Origin of the sequence: Teichococcus aerophilus (genome assembly GCF_014490485.1) — a bacterium.
In the GTDB taxonomy this organism is placed as follows: domain Bacteria; phylum Pseudomonadota; class Alphaproteobacteria; order Acetobacterales; family Acetobacteraceae; genus Pseudoroseomonas; species Pseudoroseomonas aerophila.
The window spans coordinates 94,736-111,562 of sequence record NZ_JACTVA010000006.1; the positions used below are offsets into that span (position 1 = coordinate 94,736).

The following is a 16,827-nucleotide window of genomic DNA, read 5'->3' on the forward strand; positions in this document are numbered from 1 at the left end:
CCCCAGCATGCAAGGGGAATTATCACCAAAAAGTGTACAGAGCTTGATTCAGTTCTCTCTGCGGCTGATGGCCGAACCACCGAAAGCGGGCATCGTGGCATGGCCCGGGGCGCTGACGCCCTTTCTTTTCAACAGGATCATCGCTGTGCCCAGAAGGGCACGCAGATCCCGTACCAGGGTCGGCCCCGGGGCGGCAGCATAGCAGGCATCCAGCTCCAGCCGATCTTCCCATGGCACGCCATTGCGCCCGGCGGCCTGCGCCACTCCGGCCAAGCCGGGACGTACCGCCAGGCGCAACCGCTGCCGGGGCGAATAGCAGGCCGTATAGGCCATGGGCAGCGGCCGGGGGCCGACCAGGCTCATCTCACCCCGCAACACGTTCAGCAATTGCGGCAGCTCATCCAGGGCACTGGCGCGCAGGGCGCGGCCGAAGCGGGTCAGCCGCTCGGCATCCTCGCCAGGGCCGTCCCGCATGCTGCGGAACTTGATCAGGGTGAAGGGTACCCCGCCTCGCCCGGCCCGTTCCTGCCGGAACAGCACCGGCCGCCCCAGCGCCAGCGCCACCGCCAGGGCCACCAGCAGCAGCAGGGGGGCCAGCATCACCAGCGCCAGCCCCGCGCCCGCCACATCCAGCGCCCGCTTTCCAAACCGGTCATACACGCCGCGCCACAACCCCTGTCGACAACACCAGACCCAGGGCGAACCAGACCATCCGGTTCCCCAGGTCGGTGGATACCATCGCCGCCATCGCCACCGGCAGCACCAGGGCGGCCACCCGCGCCAGCCGGCCGGGCGCCATCCGCCGCAGGCGCAGCAGCGGCACCAGCGCGGCGCCGCCAAAGCACAGCAGCCAGAAGGCCAGACCGGGCAGGCCGCCCTCCGCCCAGGCTTCCAGCAGGTGGTTGTGCGGATACAGACCGCGCCGTTCCCCATAGCCGGCCGCCAGGGTGAAGCCGCCGGTGCCCACACCCAGCGGCGCTGCGCCGCCCCACTCCATCGCCGCGCGCCACAGCGCCGGCCGTGCGGAGGATTCGACACCGCCCTGGGTGAAGCGCTCCAGAGTTCGCAGCCCCTCCATCCGGGCCGGGTTCAGCAGCATCACGCCCAGCGCCAACACGCCGCCCGCAGCTATCAGCGCCAGCCAGCCCAGCGCCGCGCGTGGCTTTGCCGCCGACCACAGCCGCAGCACCGGCACCAGCGCCACGCACAATCCCAGCGACAGCAGCGCCGTGCGGCCGCCCGGCAGCAGCACCGCCACCGCCATGGCGCCGATATAGCCCAGCCAGCCCAGCCGCCCGGCCCAGCCGCGCGCCTCCACCGCCCGCACGCCGCCCAGACCCGCCGCACAGGCGATGATCAGGCCCGCCAGCTGGTACTGCACCCGCACCAGGTCCGGATTGGCGCCCACCGCGCCGCCCAGCACCACCGAGCCTGTGGCCAACCCCCACGCGACCGAGGCCCCCACCAGTGGCCCCGCCACCAGCACCAGCCCCACCAGCCAGCGCCGCGCCGCCGCATCCGCCCCCACCGCCAGCCCCGCCAGCAGCATCAGCGGGCCGAGCAGCACGATCTCCGGCAGCTTGGCGGCCAGGATGTCGTGGCTGAGGCTCCAGGTGCCGGCCAGCACCGCCCACAGCCACAACAGCCCCGCCCCGGCGAGCGAGGGCGCCAGCAACGGATGCACCCACCACCGCCGCGTCAGCAGCAACAGTGCCAGCAAGGGCGGCAGTGCGAGCAGGGACAGCACCGTGATGTCGAACGGCAGCCCCGCCAGCACCGGCGAGGATTTCAGCGCCCCGGCGAATTGCAGGATGGCGGCGGCGAGGCCGGCCAGGGAGGCGATGGTGGCGGTGTCGATGCGGATGCCGCTGGTGATGCCTGTGCTGGCATGCGGGCCGGGGCCAAAGAGGGCTCCGCCCTCCCTGGACACTCCCGCCGGGGGGACAGGGTCCCCCCGGACCCCACGGTCAGACATGGGCGGCAGCCTTTATGCGCCGGAGGTTCAGGGCCTTCGGCACTCGCGCTCTTGCCCTGATCGGTGTGCTGAGAGCAGCAGGAATGGCATTGAGCCACTGTCTGGGCAAAGTGCTGGCTGAAGGCGCGGCTGGAATGCTGCGTGCTGGCACGGCGGTGATGCAGACCGCATGCGAGGAGCTTGGACCACGCCGCCGACGAAGCTGGCGCGAAGCAGGCCGCCAAGACGGACCCGGCGGATGATTGCAGCACTCCGCAAAGTGCCCTTCTGCCGGTTGCGATGCTACGCCAACGTTTCCAGACGGTGGGTATCCATCGCACGGCCTGAGGACAGAGCGACCTTCAGCCTTGGACAGGAAGGCCGGGGAAGGAATTCCCCGGGCCCCTTCTTTTTCTTGCGAGTCATTCGGGTGTGGCTGTGGTGGCGTCAGCCATTCCGAGCCCAGGCTGGCGTTACGCCGGAGGTCGGTGATGTTCAGCGACTGACGGTTGAGTCCGGGTAGCCCACGATCTTTCCCATGGCACCACCTGCTGATCTTGAAGCCCCACGCCAACTGGCAGAAAAAAGATGGGGTTTCAGGGGAATTCGTTCCCCTGACCTTCCTCCTGACCCCCTGGATGGCGACGGCAACGCCGGCCATCAACGCTTCCCCCCGCGCAGCAGCACCAGGCAGGCCCCCAGGAACAGGCAGGCCATCGGTGCCACCACCAGCAGCATGGCCAGCAGCAGCGGCCGGTTGGGGACGGAGGGCTTCAGTTCCACGCTGGGGCCGGAGACGAGGCGGGCGGCCACCGCTTCGTCCGCCGCCAGTACCATGGCGGCGCGCTGGTGCTGGGCCAGCAATTCGAAGATCGGCGTGCGGAGGTAGATGTCGCGTTCGGTGGAAAGGCGGGCTTCCAGCACCTTCACGCGCCGCGCCACCAGCTCCAGCAAATCGGTGCGCACCTTGGCTTCGGCGAAGGCGTGCAGGCGGGTCAGGATGTCCCGCGCCAGATCCCGGTCCGCCAGCGAGACTTCCAGCGTCCAGGTAACGGAGGCGAGGGACTGGGTGACGGCGAGGCTGCGTTCCAGCCAGCCGCCGACATCATCCATGTCGGCTTCCAGCCGCAGGCCCAGCGTTTCCCGCACGCTGCCGGCGGGGCCGTCGGCGCGGCGGTCCCGCAACGCGTCCAGCAGGCGGGTGTCGCGCGCCAGCATCGCCGCGGCTTCCGTGCTGCGCAGGGCGGCCAGGTAGACGGCGAAATTGCCGGAGGGCCTGGTGTCCAGCAGGCTGCCCGGCGAGAGGGCGCTGGCGGAGATGAGGGTGGAGGTGGCGAGTCCGGTGGTCTCCGCCGGGGCGATGATCGCCTGGGCGGTGAAGGCGCGCGGCCAGGAGAGGATGAGGGCGCCACCGGCCAGCCAAAGCAGCAACGTGCCGAGCAGCAGCCAGGGTTTCAGGCGCCAGACGCCCCGCAGCAGCACATCCAGCGGCATCAGGGCAGTTCGATACGGGTTTCGAGGTGCCGGACCGGCGCGCGGGCCCGCGCGGTCAGCACCGTGCAGGGGCGCACCGTGCCATAGGCGGGGCTTTCCCAACCGGCTTCCAGCGAGACCGCCAGCGGGGCGTCGGCGGAGAGGGCAAGGATGGCTGGGCCAGAGGCGCCGTTGGCGGTGGCGCGCCATGCGCCGGGGCCAAGCCGCCAGCGCAGGGCGATCTCGGTGAATGGGCCTTCCACGTCATCCAGCACGCGCCAGAGGCGGCCTTCGGGCAACACCCGGCGGCGGTGGGTATGGCCATGCGTGTCCCGCCGCGCGGCGCCATCGGCCAGCGTGGCCATGGCCGGCCAGCGGGCGTGCAGGAAGCGGGAGGCACGCGGCATCGGCTCCTGCCCATCGAAGACGATGAGGTTGTGCGCGGTGGCGGCGGAGAAATGATCCAGCCACCAGCGGTCGGCCGGGGCGGGGTTGTAGGCGCCGGTGCCGGCATCGGTCAGCAGCGGGCGGGTGCCATCCCACAGCTCCAGGTGCAGCAGGTCGGCCTGGCCGGGGCGGAAGCGCAACGGGCCGGTGCGCAGCAGGGCGCGGGCGCCGGCGGCCTCCCACCCCATGCTGCCGCTGGCCTGCCAGTGGCTGGGGCGCGCCGCCGTTGCCATGGCGGGCAGGCCGAGCCAGGCGCAGCCGGAATCCGCGGCGAAGCCGGCCGAAGCCTGGGCGAACAGCCGCATCGCCCGCTCCACGCTGCCGCGCGCATCGGCCGGGCCGGCGGCCGAGAGATCGGCGAAGGCCGAGCCGTCCTGGTGGCCGAGGCGGGGCATGGCGCCATCCGCGGCCACCAGCCGGGCCAGCCATGTGGCGGCGGCGGCGGCGCGGCCGGCGAAGGGGGCGGGGAAATCCGGCGCGCCGTGCCGCCGCCGCAGCCATTCGACGATGGAGAGCACGTCCAGCAACAGCCGGTGGTAGCCGGTGGAGACCTGGGCGAAGCCGCCATCCGGCGCCACCAGCCGGGCCATGGCCACGGCCAGCTCGGCCGCCGCGCGGTCCCGCCCCGCAGCGTCGCCCAGCAGCAGGGCGCAGGCATAGAGCCCGGCGGGCTCACTGATGCTGTGGTTGTTGTCCTGCGCCTGGGCGTAGCGGGCGGTGGCGCCGATGCGGCGGGCATGCAGTTGCAGCACGGCACGGGTGGCCAGGGTGGGGGCTTTGTCCTGCTCCAGCAGCGCCAGGGCCAGTGCCAGGTGCAGCGCCCGCAACGCTGCTTCCTGCCCGCAGGCCCAGTTGGGGCCGTGGAAGGGCGGGTTGGCGGCCAGCCAGGCGCCGAGCCAGCCACCCAGCGCCGCCTGGTGCCCGGCCTGCGGCCAAAGCCGCGCCGCCTGGGCCAGCAGGGGCAGGGCCTGGAAGCGGTTGGCCTCCCACACCGGGCGGACATCGCCGGGGCCGAACAGGTCCATCCCCAGTGCCGGGACGGTGGCAGGGAAAGGGCCATGCACCGCAGGGGGCGGCAGGGTGGCGAGGCTGGTGCGCAGTGCGTCCCGCGCCGCTTCCGGCAAGCTGGGCGGCGGCGGCGTGGGCTGATTTGTCAGGAACGGGCCGGTCGGCGCCCGCGCGCCGGCCAGCCGCCGCCCGGCCTGTCCGCTCAGCATCGAGAGGCGGTAGCGCCCGTAGCGGCCCAGCGCGCGCGGGCCGAGGCGCCAGGCGGCGTCGGCTATCAGCAGCGTCCTCATGATGCGCGCTTGGATCGGCATGCGGGCGATGATAAATGGGTGTTCACTTTTTTGCGAGCGCCTAGGTCGCGCGCTTGCCTCTCGCCAGGGAAAACTCCGGCTCCGTGTCCCGCGCACCACGTCTGTCCTTGCTGATGGCCTCCGGGCTCCCCCTCGCGATGCTGGCCACCGCCCTGGGGGTTGTCGCCCCCATCCTGGCCAGCCCGGCCCTGGCGCAGGCGACACCAGGCGGCGCCACGCCCAGCCCGCTGCTCTCGCCGCCACAACTGCCTTCCATGCTGCCTGGCGGCATTCCGGTGCCGGCGCTGCCACCCGGCGTGCAGCAGGACATCCTGCAGCGCATTCTCGACGCCTCCGGTGCCGGGCAAGTGGGCGCGCAGCCGCCGGGCTTCCCGGCCTCCCTGCCGCAGATCGCCAGCCCCACCCGGCCGGCGGTGATGCCGCAGCCGGCGCCACAGTTGGTGGAAAGCCTGTCCCACACCGAGGTGTTCTACGCCGCCCGGCTGGAAGCCCCGCTGCGGCAGTTCGGCTACGACACCTTCCGCGAGATGCCGATGACCGGCGCTCCGCCGGCGCTGGGCGTCTTGCCGGACAGCTACGTGCTGGGCCGTGACGACGAGGTGATGGTGGCCATCCGCGGCCGTACCCGGCAGACCGTGACGCTGCGCGTCAACCGCGACGGCACCCTGCTGCTGCCGGACCTGCTGCCCTTCCCTGCCGCCGGGCGCAGCCTGGGCGAGGTGCGGGCCGACATCATGGCCCGCGTGGCGCAGGAGCTGGGTGGCTCCGAGGCCTATGTCTCGATCGGCCAGGTGCGGCAGATCGGCGTCTTCGTGGCGGGGGAGGTGGCGCGGCCCGGCATGCAGGCGCTGCCCGCTTTGGCCTCGGCGCTGGATGCGCTGGCCATGGCCGGCGGCGTGAAGAAGACCGGCTCGCTCCGCGCCATCCGGATCGAGGGGCCGAACGGCCGCCGGGTGGTGGACCTCTACAGCGTCATCGCCGGCGAGGCCGGCGCGCCCGACCTGATGCTGCGGGAGGGCGAGCGGCTGGTGGTGCCGCCGCTGGGCGCCACCGTGGCGGTGGCGGGGGAGGTGACACGCCCCGGCATCTATGAACTTCCGGCCGGTGCCACCCGCGCGCCGCTGGCCAGCCTGCTGCGCCTGGCGGGGGAGCCGCTGCGCCCCGCCGGCAACCGCTTCCTGCTGCAGGGCACCGACGCCGAGGGCCGCCGCAGCTTCAGCGAGATCAACACCGCCGCCCAGCTGCGCCGGGGCGATGCCGTGGTGGTGCAGCCGGGGGCCGACGTGGCGGCCGGGCAGGTCCGGCTCTCCGGCCATGTCACCGCGCCGGTGCTGCGGGCGCCGCGCGGCGGCGGGCTGCGCGCCATGCTGCATGACCCGCGCCTGGTGCGGCCGGACCCGTATATCCGCCTCGGCGTCATCTGGCGCGTCGACGGCCGCAGCCGCGTGCGGCGCTTCATCGGCTTCGACCTCGGCCGCGTGCTGCGCGGCGAGGTGGACATGCCGCTGGATGAGAGCGACGAGATCGTCCTGCTCTCCCAAGCCGACGTGCTGTGGCTGGCCAGCCCGCCGGTGCAGCGGGCGCTGCGGGGAGAGTTGACCCCGGCCATCGCCGTGCCCGTCGCGGCCGGCGCCATGCCGGTCCAGGCAGCGCCCGGGGCCGAATGCGCGGCGCTGCAGGCCCTGGCGGTCGCCGCCCGGTCCTCCCCCGCCCGCTTCGCCCATGCGCGCGGCGCCGGCTTCCCCGACCTTGGCGCGCCGCCTTGCCCGCAGGCCTTCATCGATTACCCGCAGTTGCTGCCCTGGCTGCTGGACCAGTCCGTGCTGCTCTCCGGCGAGGCACGGATGCCCGGCCTCTACCCCATCCTGGACGATACCGGGCTGGACAAGGTGCTGGCCGCCGCCGGTGGCGTGACCGACACCGCCGACCTCTCCGCCGTCGAACTCTCCCGCGAGCCGATGGAACAGGCGGGCGCCATCCCGCTCTCCCGCACCTTGCTGGACCTGCGCAGCCGCAACTATGCCGCCATCCGGCTCTCCCCGCGCGACGCCATCCGCCTGCCACGCGGCTTCGGGGACCGCGATAGCGGGCCTGTGACGTTGATGGGCGAGTTCCTCCGCCCCGGCATCTACGACATCCGCCGCGGCGAGCGCTTCTCCGAGCTCATCGCCCGCGCCGGCGGCCTCTCCCCCCAGGCCTATCCCTATGGGGCGGTGTTCACGCGGGAAAGCGTGCGGCAACGGCAGCAGGACGGCTTCGCCCGCACGGCGCGGGAGCTGGAGCAGAGCCTGATCCAGGTTGCCGCCGGGCAGGCGGTCTCCGGCAGCCGGGCCAGCGGCATGGACCTGGGCGGCGCCATCACCGCCGGGCGCGAACTGGCCGGCGCGCTGCGCGACGCCCGTGCCGCCGGCCGCATGGTGGTGGAAGCCAATCCCGTCATCCTCGCCGCCCGGCCTGAACTGGACGTGCTGCTGGAACCGGGCGACCTGATCGCCATCCCGAAGCGGCCGAACGAAGTGACGGTGGTGGGCGCGGTGCTGAACCCCGGCAGCCTGCAATTCACCACCGGCTGGCGGGTGGCGGAATATGTCCGCGCCTCCGGCGGCGCGCAGCGCTTCGCCGATGGCTCCCGCGCCTTCATCGTGCTGCCCAATGGGCAGAGCGTGCCCTCCGGCCTCGGCTCCTGGCAGGCCAGCGGCCCGCCAGTGCCGCCCGGCAGCCTGGTGGTGGTACCCCAGGACCCAAGCCCCTACGAGACCTGGGGCTTCATCCGCGACCTGACGCAGGTGCTGGGGCAGATCAGCATCAGCGCGGCCGCACTGGCGGTGATCGGGAAGCAGGCGCGCTAGGGGAGCTTCGGTCTGGCGGCAGGAAGAAGGCCGGGGAAAGAATCCCCCGGCCCCTTCTTTTATGTCTGCAAGTTTGAGTAAGGGGACTTGCGGAGGTGTGCGGCCGTTGTGAGCCAAGTAGGTGACAGCGATCGTTGAGTGGTTTGGCAGAGATCTTCAGCAGATCAACTGCATCTTCGTGGCGGCCCCAGACTGCCTCCGCGCGTGTGCGGTGGGCTGTCTTCTGATTGAGGCACAGCGCTGAAGGATTTTTGGAAATTTGCTGCGCGCGGTTGAAGCCGCTGTGCCAGACATATGCCGCGTTCCGACGGATCATATTCTGAAAAAAATTATTGTAATAATAAGGTTGTTTTCGACGTAGGCTCTGCCGAACAACTGGCGAAGCCATACAAAAGAGTGGCCACATGCGTGGCGGGTGCAGTCAGCAAAGGTCCCTGACCTTCTGCGCACCACGGAATGGCGGTGATGGCCGCGGCCCGCACCCCCAAACTCGAAGAAAGGAAAGAAGGGGCCCGGGGAATTCCTTCCCCGGCCTTTGCTTAAAAACCCGACGGCTCCAACGACTGCCGGTAGCGCCCCGCTACAACTGCGGGCGCAGCTTGCTTTGCAGTTCCTCCACCAGTACCCGGGTGTTTTCCGAATAGTCCACCGGGATGGTGACGAGGTGGACGCCGCCGGCGGTGAAGGCCTTTTCCAGCGTCGGTACGAAGTCGCCGATCTCGGACACGCGCCAGCCGGTGGCGCCGTAGCTTTCGGCGTAGCGGACGAAGTCGGGGTTGCCGAATGTCATGCCGAAATCGGGGAAGTGGTCCACCGCCTGCTTCCAGCGGATCATGCCGTAGGCGCCGTCTTCCAGGATAAGTACCACCAGGTTCAGCTTCAGGCGGACGGCGGTTTCCATCTCCTGGCTGTTCATCATGAAGCCGCCATCGCCGCACACGGCCATGACGCGGCGGTCCGGATGCAGCATCGCCGCCATCATGGCGGAGGGCAGGCCGGCGCCCATGGTGGCCAGCGCGTTGTCCAGCAGCAGGGTGTTGGCCTGGGTGGTGCGGTAATTCCGCGCGAACCAGATTTTGTACATGCCGTTATCCAGCGCCACCACGCCATCGGCGGGGATGACGCGGCGCACGTCGTGCACGATGCGCTGCGGCGTGAAGCGGTCCTCCGTCGCGCGGTCCGCGATGCGGGCGAGGATGCCTTCGCGCAGCGGCAGCAGCGCTTCGGCGTTCGGGATGCGGCCTTCGATGCGGTCCGCCAGCAGGCGCAGCGAGGGGCCGATATCGCCGATGACCTCGGCCTGCGGGAAGTAGACCTGCTCCACCGTCGCCGGCTGGTAGCCGACATGGATCACGTGCGGCCCGCCGGGGCCCATGATGAAGGGCGGCTTTTCGATCGTGTCGTGGCCGATGGTGATGATCAGGTCGGCCTGCTCAATTGCCTCATGCACGTAGTCGCGTTCGGAGAGGGCGGCGGTGCCCATGTAGAGCGCGGTGCCGCCGGGCACGGTGCCCTTGCCCATCTGCGTGGTGAAGTAGGGGATGCGGCTGCGGAGCACGAACTGCGCCAGGTCGTCGGTGGAGCGGGGGCGGGAGGCCGCGGCACCCAGCATCACCAGCGGCCGCTTCGCCGCCAGGATCAGCGCGGCGGCGCGGTCCAGCGCCTCGGCGCTGGCCACCGGCAGCTCGGTCGGGTGGGGCGGGATCATCGGCAGCGCCTCGCACTCCTCCGCCGCGATGTCCTCGGGCAGTTCCAGGTGCACGGGGCCGGGGCGTTCCTCGGCGGCGATGCGGAAGGCTTCGCGCACCAGGGTCGGGATCATCTGCGGGGAGACGATCTGGCGGGAGAGCTTGGTCAGCGGTTTCATCGCCGCCACCACGTCCACCACCTGGAAGCGCGCCTGGCGGGAGGAGAGGATGCCCTTCTGCCCGGTGATCATCACCATCGGCATGCCGCCGAGATGCGCGTAGGCGGCGCCGGTGGAGAGGTTGAGCGCCCCGGGGCCGAGGGTGGTGATGCAGACGCCGGGCTTGCCGGTCAGCCGCCCATAGGTGGCGGCCATGAAGGCGGCGGCCTGCTCATGCCGTGTCAGCACCAGCTTGATGGAGGAGTTCCGCAGCGATTCCAGCACGTCGAGGTTCTCTTCCCCCGGCACGCCGAAGATGCGCTCCACGCCCTCATTCTCCAGCGATGCGACGAGCAGATCCGAGCCCTTGGTCATATGCCACTCCTGTTGCGGGCCCAAGGGGGGGGCGCGTCGCGTGCGACGCGTCTTCCCCCGGGCCGGCCACGGTGCCGCCCCCGGCGGGCGGCCACGCGACCTGTCCCGGCCAGTTGGCCACTTTCCCCGGCGCGACGGAAGCGCGGGCTGGTCGGCCCAGCCTCCCGCCCCAGGGGTGGCGGTGGGGCCAGGGGAAACCTCACCGGCCTTTGGGGGCGGTTGGTATCGGCTCGGGAAGCCGAGGAAGGTCAGGGGAATGAATTCCCCTCAAACCCCATCTTTTTTCTGCGAGTCTGGTGTGGTGCTTCAGGACGGCCGAGCGGAGCCTGGATGAATGTTGAAGAGGCGGAACCGCATTCGCGTGACATCACGGACCGACAGCGTGACCCGGCTGAGCCATGAAAAGGCTGACGCCGCCGCCGCCACGCCCCAAAGACTCGCAAAAGAAAGAAGGGGTTTGGGGAATTCCTTCCCCAACCTTCCTGCCCAAGGCTGAATATCAATCGGACCTGGGGCACATCATCAGGCAACGTGCCAGATGCAGCGCCCTCAGGCCGCAGCCGGCAGGTCCTGGCTGACGGCATCCAGCCACACCGCCTTGTCCGTGTTGGCGCCGCTGGCGACGATGAGGACCGTGCGGCCGCGCAGCCCCTCCGGCCCGCCGAGCAGGGCGGCCAGGGGCAGGGCACCGCCGGGCTCCACCACCAACCCGAAATACTCGAAATAGGCGGCCATGGCGGCGCGGGCCAGGTGGTCCGGTACGGCCTGGGCGCGGGTGCCCTCTGCGTGGTTGATGCCGAAGCACAGCTCGCCCGAGATGGGGGAGAGCAGGGCATCGCAGATGGTGGTGGCACCGGGGGCGTTGGCCAGGCGCTGGCCGGCGGCCAGGCTGCGGCCCATGTCGTCGAAGCCCTCGGGCTCCACCGCCAGCAGCGGCACCGGGGCGGGGTGCGCAGCCAACGCCAGGGCGCAGCCGGCGGCCAGCCCGCCGCCGGAGCACGCCACCACCATCTGCGTGGGCGTGGCGCCCACGGCGGCGGCCTGGGCCAGCGCCTCGGTGGCGATGGTGCTGGTGGCGGCGACGATGCGGCGGTCGTCGAAGGCGGGCACCATCACGTGCCGCCGCTCCTCCACCCAGTGCCGCATCAGGGCGGCGCGGTCGACGCTGGTCCGGTCATAGGCCGCCACCACGGCGCCCCAGGCGCGGGTGCGGGCCACCTTGGCCGCGGGTGCGTCCACCGGCATCAGGATGGTCACCGGCCCCAGGCCAAGCCGCCGCGCCGCCCAGGCGACCGCCTGGCCGTGGTTGCCGGAGGAGAGGGCGACGATGCCGCCCGCCGCCGCCGTGGGGTCCAGCTGCGACAGCCAGTTCCAGGCGCCGCGCGCCTTGAAGCTGCCGGTGTGCTGCAGGCATTCGGCCTTCACCAGCACGCGGCCGCCGAGCCGGTCGTTCAGCCGCTCGCTCTCCAGCAGCGGGGTTTCCAGCAGCACCCCGCGCAGCCGGGTGGCGGCTTGCGCCCGCTCCTCCGCGCCGGGCGGTTGCATCCACCACGGCGAACCCTCCGTGCCGGTCACGCCGCCGGGCCCTCGCCGAAGCGGTGGGGCGGCAGCCCGGCCACCTCCGTGCGGAAGGCGATGAGGCGGCCGGGCTGGTGGCTGCCGGAACGATCCGAGGCCAGGGAGGTGACGAAGAGCGTGCGCAGGTCGGCGCCGCCGAAGCAGGGCATGGTCGGCGCGGTGACGGGCAGGGGAATCCGCTCGACGATGATGCCATCGGGCGAGATGCGGTTGAGCACGCCGGCGGTGATGCCGGCGCTCCAGTAGAAGCCATCCGCATCCATCGCCGCGCCGTCCGGCAGGCCCTCCGCCTCGGTCAGCGACAGCAAGCGGCGGGGGTTGGTGGCCAGGCCCTGGCGGGCGTCGAAGTCGAAGGCCTGCAGCCAGGGGCCGCGGCTGTCGGAATGGTACAGGGTACGGCTATCCGAGCTCCAGGCCAGGCCGTTGGAGCAGAACAGGCCACCGACGATGCGGGTGGATTCGCCGGCGGGGGTGATGCGGTACAGCGCCGCCGTCGCCTCCCGCTTCGGCCGGTCGTCCAGGCTGCCGACCCAGAAATTGCCGTCCGGCCCCACCTTGCCGTCGTTCAGGCGGTTGGTCGGTGGCGTGGGCTCGGGGTTCACCAGGAACTCCAGCGCGCCGGTGGCGGGGTCGAACAGGTGGATGCCGGTGCGCAGCGCGAGGACGAGGCGCCCCTGCGTGGCCAGGCCGAGGCTGCCGACCTCGGCTGGCATGGGGAAGCGGTCCAGCCGGCCGCTCTCCGGCTCAAGCCGCAGCACCAGGGGGGCGGTGATGTCCACGAACCAGAGCACGCCTTCGCGGTCGTCCCAGACGGGGCTCTCCAGCAGGGCGAAGGCTTCGTGGGTCAGGGTCCTGAGGTCGGTGAGCTGCATGGGAATCCTTCGGCGATGGATGCTGCTGTGTTTTTGATGTACCAGAAATGGCAAAATTTCCAGGGTAATTTGGCAAAGAAAACCACTTGCGCTTTCTTGCAGGGTGATTTGCTATATCAAAATCTTCGGCGTTTGGCCCTGGACCCAAGCCGCCCCCTGGAACCACCGAAAAGGCCGTGCATGCCATGAGCGACGAAGATCTCTGCTTCACCCCCGCCACCGAGCTGGCCGGCCTCATCCGCTCCAAAGCCCTTTCCCCGGTCGAGCTGACCGAGGCGGTGCTGCGGCGGATCGAGCGGCTGGAGCCGCAGCTCAACGCCTTCGCCCGGCTGACGCCAGACATCGCCCGCCAGCAGGCGCGCGCGGCGGAGGACGCGGTGATGGCGGGCCAGACGCTGGGGCCGCTGCACGGCGTGCCCGTCACCATCAAGGACCACGAGGCGATCGCAGGCCTGCCGACCGAATTCGGCAGCTACACCCGCCAGGGCGATACGCCGGCTTTCACCACGCCCATGGTCACCCGGTTGCAGGAGGCCGGCGCTGTGCTGCTGGGCAAGACGACCACGCCGGAATTCGGCTGGAAGGGCGTCAGCGACAGCCCGCTGACCGGCATGACGCACAACCCGTGGAAGCACGGCTACAATGCCGGTGCCTCCTCCTCCGGCGCCGGGGTGGGGGCGGCGGCGGGGTATGGGCCACTGCACCAGGCGGGGGATGGCGCCGGCTCCATCCGCATGCCGGCGCATTTCTGTGGCGCCTTCGGGCTGAAGCCGACCTATGGCCGCGTGCCCGTCTATCCCCCCAGCGCCGGGGACCAGACGCTGCATCTGGGGCCGATGACGCGGACTGTGGCCGATGCCGCGCTGATGCTGCGGACCATGGCCGGGCCGCATCCCTGGGACCAGACCAGCCTGGAAGCCCCGCCGGCCGACTACCCTGGCCTGCTGCGCGAACCTTTCCCCCGCCAGCCCCGCATCGCCTTCAGCGCCGATCTCGGCCACGCGCGGGTGGACCCGGAGGTCGCTGCGCTGGTGCAAGCCGCCGCCGATGCCATCGAGACCAGCCTCGGTCTGCCGGTGGAGCCGGTAGTGCCCGAATGGGGCAGGCGGGGGCCGGACCTCGCCCGCTTCTTCTGGCCCGCGCATATGAACCGCTTCGGCGCCCTGCTGCCGGAGTGGGAGGCGCGGATGGACCCCGGCTTCGTCGCCTGCATCCGCGCCGGCGAGGGCTGCGACCTGAACAGCTACCAGCGCATGCGGCTGGAGAAATACGCCTACTGCGTCGAGATCCATCGCTTCTTCGAGGACTGGGACTTCCTGCTTACCCCCGCCGTCTCGGTCGCCGCCTTCCCGGCGGAGCGGCTGCAGCCGGAGCATTGGCCGCAGCACCCGTGGGACTGGCTGAGCTGGGCGGAATTCTCCTACCCCTTCAACCTGTCCGGCAACCCGGCGGCCTCCATTCCCTGCGGCTTCACCGCGGCGGGCCTGCCGGTCGGACTGCAGATCGTTGGCCGCCGCTTCGACGACCTCGGCGTATTGCGGCTCTCCGCTCTGTTCGAGGCCGCCCGGCCCTGGGCCCGGCATCGCCCCCGCCATCTCGACTCTCCTGCCGCCGCCACGGCCGCCTGACCGCGCCGGTCCTCGCTCCTGACCATTCCCTTCCACCAACGCGCCTGGGCGCAGAAGGATACCGCTTCATGACACATTGGGCCTTCGTCACCGGCGGCGGCGGCGATATCGGCGGCGCCATCTGCCACGCCCTGGCACGGGACGGGCTGGGCATCGCCTGCGTCGACCTGAGCCAGGAGCGCGCGGAGGAAGTCTGCGCCGGCATCCGCCAGGCCGGCGGCCAGGCCGTGGCCCTGGCGGCGGATGTGACGGACCCGGACGCCGTCTCTGCCACCGTGGCGGCGGCGCGGCGGCTGGGCGATATCCGCGTGCTGGTGAACACCGCCGGCAAGGCCAATGGCCGCTCCATCTTCACCACAGACTACGCCACCTGGCGCGCCGACATCGCGGTGAACCTGGATTCCGCCTTCCTCTGCATCCAGGCGCTACGGGACCATCTGATCGAGCAGCAGGGCAACGTGGTCAACATCGCCTCGGTCAACGGCGTCGGCGTCTATGGCTTCCCCAGCTACAGCGCGGCGAAGGCGGGGCTGGTGCATCTCACCAAGTCCCTCGCCGTGGAACTCGGCCCGCGCGGGCTGCGGGTGAACGCGGTGGCGCCAGGCAGCGTGATGACCCGCGCCTGGAACGCACGGCTTGAGAAGAACCCTGGCCTGTTCGAGGACCTCACCGCCCTCTGCCCGCTGCCGCGCCTGTCCACCCCCGCTGATATCGCTGATGCGGTGGCCTTCCTGGCATCGGACAAAGCCCGCATGATCACCGGGACCATCCTGGCCGTCGATGGCGGCCTCTCCACCGGGGTGCCCATGGTGGGGCGCACCGTGGCGCAACTGCCGAAGGGTGGGTGAGGGCTTCGTTCCTGTCTCTGCCTGGGTCTTTTGGATTGGGGAGGAAAGCCGGGGAAGGAATTCCCCGGGCCCCTTCTTTTCTTTTTTCGAGTTTTTACCGGGCGGGCCGTTGAGAGGGCGGGTCTGAGAGACAGCTGGGTGCGCCGGAGGTCCTGGACCTCCGGCGACTGACGGTTCAGCCCGCGTGGCCCATTGATAAAATCATCAAGCAGCGTCCGCTCTCAGCCCTGCAGCGCCACGCCAGACTCGCAGAAAAAAAGAAGGATCAAACCTATAGGTTTGATGGGGAATTCATTCCCCAGCCTTGCGCCAGCCGATCCGTAGCCGGACACGATCGATTCCCGAACGAAAGGCACCCAAACCCGGCGCAGGTGCGAAGGCTCTCCAGCTATGCCAGCATGTGGCTGAGGCTTGGCGCAGAGGGGGGAGCGACTGTCATGGATGCCGTGCTGCCCCTGCGCCTGTCCGGTGGCTACCAGGAGCATGATCTGGAGCGCGCGCGGATGCTGCTGCATTCGCTGGAGCATTTCTGGTGTGGACCGGAGGCGCTGCGCCTGATCGTCATTGCGCCGGAGGGGGATGTGGAGGCGGTCCGCGCCGCGCTGGTGCCGCGGCATGTGCGGGTGGTGGTGGTGCGGGAGGGGTTGCTGCTGCCTGGGCTGGGCGCGGTGCCGGAGGTGGGCGGCTGGTTCCGCCAGATGGCGCTGAAGCTGGCGGCCCATGTGCTGGTGGAGGGGACGTTCTTCCTGACCCTGGATGCCGATTTGGTCTGCATCCGCCCCGTCTCCACCGACCGGCTGGTGCGGGAGGGACGGGCGCTGACGGATTGGGAGAGCCGCAACCTGCACCGGCCCTGGTGGGCGGCTTCCGCCGCCGCGCTAGGGGTGGAGGAAGCGGCGGAGCGGCGGCCCGGCATGGCGGTGACGCCGGAGCTGCTGGCCACCGAGGTGCTGCGGCGCCTGCAACGGGCGCTATGTGCCGAGGGTGGGCCGGAGGCCTGGATGCGCCTGCTGCGGCGCCCGGGCCTGTGGAGCGAGTACAGCCTCTACACCCTGTTCGCCGAGCGGCAGGGGCTGCTGGAGCGCCACCACCACGACCTTGCCTGGATGCGGGCGCATGGGCAGGCGCTGCGAGCCAGGCAGAGCCTGTGGTCCGCCGCGCAACTGCAGGACTGGCAGCCGGAGGATGCCTTCGCGCCGGAGGCTGTGGGGTTCTTCATGGTTTGCCAGAGCAGCACGCGCATTCCGCCTCGGGAGATCTGGGAGCGGCTGGCGCCGTTCATTCCGGGTTCGCCTTTCTAAGGGGACGCTGTGGCAAGCCAAGCGGGTGAGGGCCAGGGTTATGCACCAGCGCGGGCCTGGCGCTCGCCGCATGGGGCCGGTGCGGAGACCCAGCAATGCCGCCAACAACGCTGGCCGCGAGTCCGCTGGCGATGGCCTAGCGGATTGTCTCCACAGCCCTTCAGCCGGTCCGGAAAAGGCCGCCGCGATCAAGCAGCTAGGACGTCCTGGTAGCCGGCGAGGCGACCGGCAGCCCCGCCCGGGCGCTTTCTGGCCGGTCGCCAGAGTATTTTCGGTCGCACAGGCTCACTTCCAATGCTCTCGCTTGTTGTTTTGCAGGGCAGGGCCACTCCATCCG

11 protein-coding genes are annotated in these 16,827 nt (G+C 70.7%); 4 read left to right on the plus strand and 7 right to left on the minus strand.

All coding sequences use genetic code 11. The features are described from left to right. Window positions 1-48: 48 nt before the first annotated feature. The 4 genes from IBL26_RS05535 to IBL26_RS05550 form a co-directional block, all read right to left on the minus strand. Window positions 49-660, minus strand: coding sequence for a sugar transferase (locus IBL26_RS05535; RefSeq protein WP_187783466.1), 612 nt, complete (start codon window positions 658-660; stop codon window positions 49-51). After that, entirely contained in the window at window positions 653-1,975 is a 1,323-nt protein-coding gene (locus IBL26_RS05540; protein ID WP_187783467.1) for an O-antigen ligase family protein, read from the minus strand. The genes IBL26_RS05535 and IBL26_RS05540 overlap by 8 nt, the downstream gene beginning before the upstream one ends. 639 nt (window positions 1,976-2,614) lie before the next feature. After that, a complete protein-coding gene (locus tag IBL26_RS05545; RefSeq protein ID WP_187783468.1) occupies window positions 2,615-3,448 on the minus strand; it encodes a hypothetical protein in 834 nt (277 codons plus the stop codon). Further along, on the minus strand, window positions 3,448-5,193 hold the full coding sequence (locus IBL26_RS05550) for a heparinase II/III family protein (RefSeq protein WP_187783469.1): 1,746 nt from the start codon (window positions 5,191-5,193) through the stop codon (window positions 3,448-3,450). Before IBL26_RS05550 ends, IBL26_RS05545 begins: the two co-directional genes overlap by 1 nt. Window positions 5,194-5,276: 83 nt before the next feature. On the opposite strand from IBL26_RS05550, the gene IBL26_RS05555 reads away from it, so the two are divergent. Further along, a complete protein-coding gene (locus IBL26_RS05555; protein WP_367615374.1) occupies window positions 5,277-8,042 on the plus strand; it encodes an SLBB domain-containing protein in 2,766 nt (921 codons plus the stop codon). 580 nt (window positions 8,043-8,622) lie between these two features. Here the strand turns inward: IBL26_RS05555 and IBL26_RS05560 are convergent. The 3 genes from IBL26_RS05560 to IBL26_RS05570 all read right to left on the minus strand — a co-directional run bounded on the left by IBL26_RS05560 (window position 8,623) and on the right by IBL26_RS05570 (window position 12,713). Next, window positions 8,623-10,263, minus strand: coding sequence for an acetolactate synthase large subunit (locus IBL26_RS05560; RefSeq protein ID WP_187783470.1), 1,641 nt, complete (start codon window positions 10,261-10,263; stop codon window positions 8,623-8,625). Window positions 10,264-10,812: 549 nt separating this feature from the next. After that, complete coding sequence (locus tag IBL26_RS05565) at window positions 10,813-11,838, minus strand: threonine ammonia-lyase (RefSeq protein WP_206684146.1); 1,026 nt, start codon at window positions 11,836-11,838, stop codon at window positions 10,813-10,815. Continuing rightward, on the minus strand, window positions 11,835-12,713 hold the full coding sequence (locus tag IBL26_RS05570; RefSeq protein ID WP_187783471.1) for an SMP-30/gluconolactonase/LRE family protein: 879 nt from the start codon (window positions 12,711-12,713) through the stop codon (window positions 11,835-11,837). Before IBL26_RS05570 ends, IBL26_RS05565 begins: the two co-directional genes overlap by 4 nt. Window positions 12,714-12,898: 185 nt before the next feature. Here IBL26_RS05570 and IBL26_RS05575 point away from each other — a divergent pair, with 185 nt between their 5' ends. The 3 genes from IBL26_RS05575 (at window position 12,899) to IBL26_RS05585 (ending at window position 16,490) form a co-directional block, all read left to right on the plus strand. Continuing rightward, complete coding sequence (locus IBL26_RS05575; RefSeq protein WP_187783472.1) at window positions 12,899-14,341, plus strand: amidase; 1,443 nt, start codon at window positions 12,899-12,901, stop codon at window positions 14,339-14,341. A gap of 68 nt (window positions 14,342-14,409) precedes the next feature. After that, entirely contained in the window at window positions 14,410-15,189 is a 780-nt protein-coding gene (locus IBL26_RS05580) for an SDR family oxidoreductase (protein WP_187783473.1), read from the plus strand. Window positions 15,190-15,626: 437 nt separating this feature from the next. Further along, window positions 15,627-16,490 (plus strand): DUF6492 family protein, encoded by an 864-nt coding sequence (locus IBL26_RS05585; RefSeq protein WP_187783474.1) that lies wholly within the window; start codon window positions 15,627-15,629, stop codon window positions 16,488-16,490. Window positions 16,491-16,827 lie beyond the last annotated feature (337 nt).

What these genes read in the sequence shown, in the direction of transcription:
- IBL26_RS05540 (WP_187783467.1), bottom strand. Translation starts at nt 1,975, where the DNA reads ATGTCTGACCGTGGGGTCCGGGGGGACCCTGTCCCCCCGGCGGGAGTG.
- IBL26_RS05545 (WP_187783468.1), bottom strand. Translation starts at nt 3,448, where the DNA reads ATGCCGCTGGATGTGCTGCTGCGGGGCGTCTGGCGCCTGAAACCCTGG.
- IBL26_RS05550 (WP_187783469.1), bottom strand. Translation starts at nt 5,193, where the DNA reads ATGCCGATCCAAGCGCGCATCATGAGGACGCTGCTGATAGCCGACGCC.
- IBL26_RS05560 (WP_187783470.1), bottom strand. Translation starts at nt 10,263, where the DNA reads ATGACCAAGGGCTCGGATCTGCTCGTCGCATCGCTGGAGAATGAGGGC.
- IBL26_RS05570 (WP_187783471.1), bottom strand. Translation starts at nt 12,713, where the DNA reads ATGCAGCTCACCGACCTCAGGACCCTGACCCACGAAGCCTTCGCCCTG.
- IBL26_RS05575 (WP_187783472.1), top strand. Translation starts at nt 12,899, where the DNA reads ATGAGCGACGAAGATCTCTGCTTCACCCCCGCCACCGAGCTGGCCGGC.
- IBL26_RS05580 (WP_187783473.1), top strand. Translation starts at nt 14,410, where the DNA reads ATGACACATTGGGCCTTCGTCACCGGCGGCGGCGGCGATATCGGCGGC.
- IBL26_RS05585 (WP_187783474.1), top strand. Translation starts at nt 15,627, where the DNA reads ATGGATGCCGTGCTGCCCCTGCGCCTGTCCGGTGGCTACCAGGAGCAT.